An 8,364-nucleotide genomic window follows, 5' to 3' on the forward strand; every position below is an offset into this window, starting at 1 on the left:
CAGCCATATTGCTCAGCAGCTTGAGTGCAACTACTTGAATAGCCAGCAGGGGTCTGACAAGACCTCAGCTTTGCTATACCTTTTTGGGCCATCTTTTTTCACCACCACCATTCATTTTGGGGGTTGACTTCTAATAGTTAATCTTTTGAAGATTGATGGTGGTTTGAGCCGCAATACGTGGCGCCTCGCTTGCTTGGCTCTATGATGATTATATCTGCTTTTCCCCTTGAAATCTCCGAAAGGATGCATCAAATTTGCGGCAGCTTTGCGGCAAAATCTCGCTGCCGCCGCTCAGCGCACCGGCAGCGAGATGCAGAACGCTGTTCGCCCCGGCCTCGAATCCACGGCGATCGCACCGTGATGCTGCTCGACCACCTCTTGCGTGATGGCAAGGCCGATCCCAAAGTTTCCGCCCCTTCCTTTGTAAAACCGCTCAAAAATATGCGGCAAGTCTTCCGGGGCGATTCCGGGCCCGTCATCTGTAATGGTGAGCATGGCTTTTGCACCCTCCTGCCTGCATTGAATCGCAATAACCGATTTTGCGTAGCGCAAGGCGTTACTGAGGAGATTGAGCACAGCGCGCTCCATTCCGGCTTCATCGCCGCAGCAGAGGATGGGGTTTTCGTCCACATCCAGCTGCAAAGCGCGCCCGTCTTGCAGCGCTGCCGACTCGATTGTACCGGCGCAGTACAGCACCAGCTCACGCAGATCAAACGTCTCTTGATGTGTCGGCACATCCACCGCATCCATGCGCGAGAGCAGTAGGATATCGTTGATGAGACGCACCATTTTCTGTGTTTCCCGAACGATAATGGCTATGCCCTTCTCCCGATCCTCGACCACTCCGGATTGGATCCCCTCTGCATAGCCTTGGATTGACATGAGCGGCGTTTTTAGCTCATGAGAGGCGTTAGAAAAAAAGCATCTCTGCGCTTTCTCCGCCCGATCAATCATCTCCGTCATCGAGCGGATCGTCTTGGCCACCTCGTAAAATTCGTCATACGCAAAGGACATACCATCGGGCAGCGGCTGCCGTTTGCCCGCCAAGGAAATATAGGTATCGAGCGACCGAAAGGCTGTATCCAGCTTTTTTGAGCGGAGCAGCAGCGCGAGCAGGGACAGGCACAGCGCGCAGACCATGAGCGTCAGCAAGATGTGGTTGACCGTGTTCCCAAACTCCATCAGGGGTGTGGCATCGGTATATACCAAGATATGATACTGATGGCTGCCGCCGTCCTTTTTCTCCTGAAACAGCGCATATCCATCATAGTAACCGTAATAGGCTCTGTGCTGAATATGATAGGTTCTGCCCTCGCGTGTAAAGGAAAGCTGCTTGCCTTCACGCAGCGCGCTGCGGTTTTGCCGGTAATAGTCGATGATGTACGCCGTCATGGCTTCTTCCTCGGCATTGAGCCAAGGCGGACATGGATCAATTGCTTCTTCCGCCTCGTTGAGCACCACATAGGCCGTTGTCAAGCCATATCCGCTGTCGTTTTGCTTAAACTCCCAGTTCTCTTCTTCTGCATAGTAAAGCGAAAATATCGAAAACCTGCTGTTGATATGCTCGCGGGCGATCCGGCTCGTATAATTGGATACGACAATATTAAAGCCTATCAGAACAAGAAAAAACGCACCCGCCAAAATGATCGAGGGGGTAAAGAATAGGGATGCTTTCAGTGTCCGGCGCTTTTTCATTGGCTCTCTCCTCTTGTCAGGCGAAACCCATACCCCCAAACGGTTTGGATGAGCACATTGCTGCGGCATTCCGCCAGTTTTCTGCGCAGACGCTTAACGGTATCGTCGGTCGCCCGCGTCTCTACCGAGTCATCATAGCCCCAGATGGAGTTGAGCAGTTCCTCTCGGGATATCGCTCTATCGCAGTTTTCAAAAAGAAGCGAGAGCAGCGCAAACTCCGTATTGGTCAGCCTGAGCTCCTGCTCGCGGCACAGGGCGGATTTTTTATTTATGTAAATGGTGACGTCCCCAAAGGACAGCTCCTCCGGACTGCTTTTCCGCGCCTGCGCATCCGCGCGGCTAAAAATGGATTTGACGCGCATGACCAACTTGATTGGAGAAAAGGGTTTGGTAAAGTAATCATCGCATCCCATCGTAAACCCAGTGATGTAATCGGCGTCCATATCCTTGGCCGTCAGCAAAATGATAGGAATATCCGATGCCCTGCGCAGCTTTGCGCAGGTGTTGAATCCATCCGTGCCCGGCATCATCACATCGAGGATGGCAAGGTCTGCCGGCGTCTCACCAAACCGTTTCAACAGCGCATCCCCCGTTTCAAAAACCTCGACCGTATAATCGTTTCCGAGAAAGGCCTGCAGCAGTTCGCGGATATTTTGCTCGTCATCGGCGATATAGATCGTTTTTTTCACAATAAAATCCTCCTACAACCAAAGTTAAGGTTTTGGGCATCGCAGTCAACCGTGTCTTTTTCCACCTTAAAGCTGGCGCTATTAGAATAAGGGGATAAATGGCTCTGTTTCTCCTTGAGCTGACACACCCGCACTGAAGTCTGTCCGCCCCTCTCATTCGCAGCATCCGATTTTCGCAGGCAGTTCCACCGCCTTCCGGCGCATTCGTGTCACGCAGAAGATCGAGCAAACAATCATTTCATCTCGGCTGGCGAAGCAGTATTCCTCCAGCCGGTTTTGTTATACCCCTTTTCTGCCTTACAAAAATTGTGGGGATTTTCTGTTTTCGCGCCTGACTTTTATTTGCAGGACTCCTGTGCAGACTTATTTTATCACCCTGTCTTATTCAGTCTTGTATTTAGTTATAATCCCGTTTGAATACGTCCCACGCCGGGCACAAAAACAGGGTGACTATGCCACAATCCGGACATAACCACCCTATAATACCCCCACTATATGCAAAGAATACGCAAATCAGTCAGGCACAGCCGGATGCAGCGACCAAGGCTGCGCACCATTCGTATCAGAATATTCTTCCACGCCTTGCTTACGCAGCCGGCAAGCCCGTTGCGCCTGCGGCGTAGTGCAACCTCCTCGCCATCACCCGGCATCGAGCAACCAATCCAGCGCCAGCTCCAAGTGAGCCAGCGTGATATCCGGCTTGACGCGCTCACCGTGAAAATCGCTCCCACCCGTGACGCGGAGACCATACCGCTTTGCCAAGCGCTGATAAAACGCGGTCTGTTCCGGTGTGTGGCGGGGATAGAAGCACTCTATCGCGTCCAGTCCATCGTCTGCCAGTTTGCGCACCAATGCCTCCAGCGCATCATCCTCCAGCCGAAGCTGATAAGGGTGCGCCAAGGAGACCTTGCCGCCCGCGCTCTTGATCGCCGAAACACAGGTGCGCGCGTCAGCCTTAAAACGCTCGATACGCTGGTATTCGGCAGTATCCAGATAGCGGTCAAACGCCTCGCGTGTGGTCGCCACATACCCCCGGCGTACCATGACCTGCGCGAAATGCGGACGGGCAATCACATCGCCCCCCGCGAGCGCCCCCACCTCGTCCAGCGAGATATGCACGCCCTTTTCCCGCAGAAAATCAATGATGCGGTACTTACGCTCGTCCCGTCCGGCCTTGAGCTTGTCGCACAGCCCAGCAAGCGCGGGCGCGGCGGGGTCAAAGCAATAACCCAGAATATGCAGATTGCGATACTCCTGGGCGCCCAGCTCGATGCCGCGCAGCACATGCAAACCTACCCGGCTGCCGGCTTCGACCGCCTCATCCAGTCCATCCATCGTGTCATGGTCGGTCAGCGCCAAAACCTCCATCCCCCGCGCCTTGGCCATATCGACCAGCACCGCCGGAGCGTACTGCCCGTCCGATGCGGTCGAATGGGTATGCAGATCAGCTATCACCTTCATGGTTTTGTCACCCTCACTCTGCCGCGGCAAAACATGCCATAAATCCGCGCTTATTCTCCTGCGGGGAGGTAGTCGGACGTCCGAGATCGGCGCGTGCACCCAGCGCGCATTTGACCTCGAGCAGACACAGCTCCCCCCTGCCCTTGGCTTCTTCCAAGGCACGTTCGAGCGCATCCGGCGCATCCACGCTGGCCGCCCATGGATAGCCGCAAGCGCGGGCAATACCGGGCAGATCGATCTTACCGGCCACGGTGGGCATCCCACCGACCGTCTCGTGCGCCTGATTATTGAGCACCACATGGATCAGGTTGGAGGGCTTGTACGCACCGATGACGGCCATCGCGCCCATATGCATCAGCGCGGCGCCATCCCCATCCAGACACCAGACCCGCTGCGCAGGCTTTTGCAGCGCCATGCCCAAGGCGATGGACGAGCTGTGCCCCATCGAGCCGACGGTCAGAAAATCCCACCGGTGCCCCTGCCTGTGCCGCTCGCGCAGCTCAAACAGCTCCCGGCTGGCCTTGCCCGTGGTCGAGATCACGGGATCGCTTCCGGTCGCCGCGATGATATGCTCGATCGCCTGCTCCCGCGTCATTTGAAAATCGTTCCGGTAGACCGTCTTGCCGCTGTATTGCAGACCGCCCTTGCCCACGATCAGCGCAGCCTGATGCCCGCCTGCCAGCCACCCCGCCCAGTCATCCATCTGACGGCGCAGCGCGTCCGCCGTAGTATCCGCGTCGATCACAAAGGTGGGGATATCCAGATCTTCAAACAGGCGCAGCGTCACCGCGCCCTGATGGACGTGCTGCGGCTCGTCATGCACACCCGGCTGACCCCGCCAGCCCACGACAAAGAGCACCGGGATACCGTACACACGGTCGCTGAGCAGCGAGGCGATGGGGTTGACCACATTGCCCTGCCCGGAGTTCTGCATATACACGACAGGCGTGCGTCCGGTGGCCAGATGATAGCCCGCAGCCAGCGCGGCGCAGTTACCCTCGTTTGCAGCAATGACATGGCGCTTGGGGTCAAGCCCCACCGTATCCATCAGGTAATCGCACAGCGCCTTGAGCTGTGAATCCGGCACACCGGTGAAAAAAGTATCCCCAAAAATCGAGACAAATTCTTCGATCCTCATGTTGCGCTCTCCCCGGAATCCGCTTGCTGCGCGCTTTTTACCTTTTGCTTGAACTCAGACGAGGATACGCCTTGCGTGTACTCGGGTTCGACGATCTCGCCGCCCCACTCAGACATAACTGCAAAGGCCTTTTCCCGCACACCGGACAGCGGACCGGTGCGCCAATCCGTGCCGTGCACCATGTAGTCGGGTCTGTAACGGCGCAGGTTGGGTTCGTAATCCTTGATCTCCTGCTCCACCACGATATCGACGCCCTTGATGTTTTCCAGCACCAGCTTGCGCTGCTCAAAGCTCATATACGGCGCGGGCTTGTAGCTGCGGATGGCCTCATCGCTGAACAATCCCACCATGACACGGCCGAGCGAAGCCGCTTTCTTGAGGAGATTGATATGCCCCGGGTGGATGATATCGGCCGCCATCGGCACATAGACCAGCTTGGTATAAGGCAGGCCAGCGGCCTTGATGCGCTCTCTAACCATCCAGTCGAGGAAGATATCCTTGTTTTCGGTAGCGTACTCCGGCATCAGCGGCTCGGCGGGCGCCTGCTTGTGGTGCACACAGCCGTCGCAGATCGTGCCCTCCAGCTTGTCCTCCAAGAACATGCGCCGCAATTCGGTCATCTTTTCGCCGTACCAGCCCTCCTCAAGCGAGACTTTGTTGAGGTCGGCAACGATCAGCATGTTCTCAAAGTCCGCATTTTCGACCGACAGATAGCCTTCGTAGGTCACGCACAGTGCGTCAAAGGGCAGGTTACAGCGGCGCGTCACCTCGGTATCGTGGGTGCAGCGGAGCAGATAGTCGATCTCCGGCATATAGCCACCCTGATTGTATACATCCTTAAAGACGATCTGGTCGGCCAACCCGTCAAACACCTTGAAATAGTCCTCACGCATATTCTCCGTATAGCGCGTCAGGATGCCGGTGATGTATATTTTGTAGTTGCGGCCGCTCTCCTTGCGGTACTGATTGAGATAGACCAGATTTTCGAAAACCTTATCAAAATCGTCATGTCCGTGGATAAACGCATACATTTTGCGCTCCGGCGCGTTGATTGAGAACTTAACGCTGTCAACTCCCGCGTCTACCACCGCGCGGATGCGCTCGGGTGTTGCCAGCGAACCGTTGGAGGTCAGATACACATAGGTGTAGCCGATATCCTTGGCCAGCTTAATGTACTCGGCAAGCTCGGGCACGATAAACGGCTCGCCCGTGGCATAGAAGCCTACCTCGCGCGTGCCCAGCGCATAGGCCTGTGTCAGCGCACTTTTGACCATTTCCGGCTTCATCTTGCCCACCTTGCGCTTCATCTTCTGATGGGCGCAGAAAATGCACTTGTGGTTGCAGGCATTGGATAGCTCCAACAGGAAATTGGTTTTGGGGAAGGGCGGCTTTAAGGAGTACAGCTCGTCCCTATCCGCTTTTTTCAGCGCAACTCTTTCTTGTAGATCCATCACTTTATCCTCCTGCGTCTCAATATTCTTCTGGTATCAAGGTGAGGATCTCCTTGATCGGCATACAGAACGCCTCGTCCGCCTCCTTCGCCCGGTGGCAGCGCAGGATGGTCTCGGCCGTTTTCTGCATGGCCGGGTAGCTGCTGCGCAGCAGGTGATTAGCGTAGATGATGACATTGACGCCGCGCTTCTGGAACTCCTCCTCATAAACTGCGTTATACGAGGTCGGCACGAGCACGACCGCGGTTTTTTGATCCTCCTCGCGGAAGCGGCGGATGAACTCGAAGATTTCGTCCGGTTCCTTGCGTCTGGAGTGGATCATGATGCCGTCCGCACCTGCCTTCACATAGGCGCGTGCGCGAGCGAGCGCATCCTCCATCCCCTTTTCGAGGATCAGGCTTTCGATACGCGCGACGATCATAAAATCATGCGTACGCTGGGCGCTCTTACCCACCCGTATTTTGTGGCAGAAATCCTCCACGTCCGCCTGCGTCTGCGCAACCTCGGTGCCGAACAGAGAGTTCTTTTTCAGCCCCGTCTTGTCCTCAATGATGACCATGGACACGCCCATGCGCTCGAGCGTCCTGACGGTATAGCCGAAGTGCTCAGCCAGTCCGCCGGTATCCCCGTCAAAAATGATGGGCTTGGTGGTCACTTCCATAATGTCGTCGATCGTGCGAAAGCGAGAGGTCATATCGACCAGCTCGATATCCGGCTTGCCCTTAGTGGTCGAGTCGCACAAGGAGGACACCCACATCGCGTCAAACTGGCGCACCGTGCCGTTTTCCATCAGCGCGGCCTTTTCCACGATCAGGCCGGTCAGGCCGGTATGCGCCTGCATACACACGACCATTCCCTTATTCTCTATTAGCCATTTCAGACGGCCGCGCCGCCGGTCGGGAACAGATATCTGGGCTCTGGCAGCCGCCTCCAGCCGGTCATACTCCTCGTTATAGGAGTAGGGATACTCGACCAGTTCTCCGCCATACTCGGCCAGCAGCGCTAAGCATTCCTCGCGCACGGGCTGCTGAAAGCCGGTGCGCCAGTCATCTCCATGCACCAGATAATCCGGCCGCAGGCGGCGCAGAGGCTCTCGGTAGCTCATCTCATCCTGCCGGATGACCTCCTTGACGCCCTTAATGCCCGCTACGATGCGCATACGCTCCTGACAGGACAGCAGCGGATAGCGCTTATACGAGGCCACTACCTCATCTGAGAGCACACCCACTGTCAGCTCGCCCAGCTCGGCGGCGCGGCGGATCAGCTCGATATGCGCGCCGTAGATGATATCTGTGGACAGCGACATAAAAACAGTTTTCTTTGCCATGGTTACTCTCCTCTTTCTCCCTCTCCGGGGAACAATAGAGCTTCGAGCCGGCGGACGATCTCCTCCGGCGGCTCTTGCCCGTCGTTATGGATGACAAGGTCGGGCGCGTCCGGCTCGTCAAAGGGCAGGTCAATGCCCACGACGTTCTTGCCGGCGGTATACAGCCCCTTCTGGTTGCGCCTCAGCAGCGTGTCCTTACTGACCTTGATATATATCTCGCGGTAATTGTCGATATGCTCCCGGTTCCAGCGGCGCACTTCGGAAAACATGGAGATGGAGCAGACCACCACGTCTATCCCCTGGTCGGCGAGCATTTTGCATACGCGGAAAATGCGCGCGGCGCGCTTATGCCGCTCCTCGCGGGTGTAGCCGCTGTCTTCGCAGAAGACCGGGCGTATCTCATCCCCATCGAGCAGGACAACGGCCTGCTTGCGCGCTTTTAGCCGCCGGTGGAACAGCCCGCCGATAGTGGTTTTGCCCGCGCCGGACAGCCCGGTGAAAAAATAAACGGTTCCTTTTGCCTGCATGGTACCCTCCTCAGTGGTAGAGCGGCTGCTCGAGCAGCGCGGGATCGAGCTGCAGCCGGGGCATCATGCGCAGGGG

At 56.5% G+C, this 8,364-nt stretch carries 7 protein-coding genes; all 7 read right to left on the bottom strand.

Annotated features, from left to right (window positions below; genetic code table 11):
- Positions 1-291: 291 nt before the first annotated feature.
- Positions 292-1,695 carry a sensor histidine kinase gene (locus MR935_RS01865; RefSeq protein WP_290570535.1) on the bottom strand — a complete coding sequence of 468 codons (1,404 nt, stop codon included), beginning with the start codon at positions 1,693-1,695 and terminating at the stop codon, positions 292-294.
- Positions 1,692-2,384 (bottom strand): response regulator transcription factor, encoded by a 693-nt coding sequence (locus MR935_RS01870; protein ID WP_290570537.1) that lies wholly within the window; start codon positions 2,382-2,384, stop codon positions 1,692-1,694. Before MR935_RS01870 ends, MR935_RS01865 begins: the two co-directional genes overlap by 4 nt.
- Positions 2,385-3,023: 639 nt before the next feature.
- Entirely contained in the window at positions 3,024-3,845 is an 822-nt protein-coding gene (locus MR935_RS01875) for a PHP domain-containing protein (RefSeq protein ID WP_290570539.1), read from the bottom strand.
- 13 nt (positions 3,846-3,858) lie between these two features.
- Complete coding sequence (aepY, locus tag MR935_RS01880; RefSeq protein ID WP_290570541.1) at positions 3,859-4,983, bottom strand: phosphonopyruvate decarboxylase; 1,125 nt, start codon at positions 4,981-4,983, stop codon at positions 3,859-3,861.
- The gene (locus MR935_RS01885) at positions 4,980-6,434 is read right to left on the bottom strand and encodes a radical SAM protein (RefSeq protein WP_290570543.1); all 1,455 of its coding nucleotides are present in this window, start codon (positions 6,432-6,434) and stop codon (positions 4,980-4,982) included. The genes aepY and MR935_RS01885 overlap by 4 nt, the downstream gene beginning before the upstream one ends.
- 19 nt (positions 6,435-6,453) lie before the next feature.
- Positions 6,454-7,761 carry a phosphoenolpyruvate mutase gene (aepX, locus tag MR935_RS01890; RefSeq protein ID WP_330636399.1) on the bottom strand — a complete coding sequence of 436 codons (1,308 nt, stop codon included), beginning with the start codon at positions 7,759-7,761 and terminating at the stop codon, positions 6,454-6,456.
- A 2-nt stretch (positions 7,762-7,763) separates the two neighbouring features.
- Positions 7,764-8,288, bottom strand: coding sequence for an adenylyl-sulfate kinase (locus MR935_RS01895; RefSeq protein ID WP_290570545.1), 525 nt, complete (start codon positions 8,286-8,288; stop codon positions 7,764-7,766).
- Positions 8,289-8,364: the final 76 nt, after the last annotated feature.

Origin of the sequence: Agathobaculum sp. (assembly GCF_022775115.1) — a bacterium.
In the GTDB taxonomy this organism is placed as follows: domain Bacteria; phylum Bacillota; class Clostridia; order Oscillospirales; family Butyricicoccaceae; genus Agathobaculum.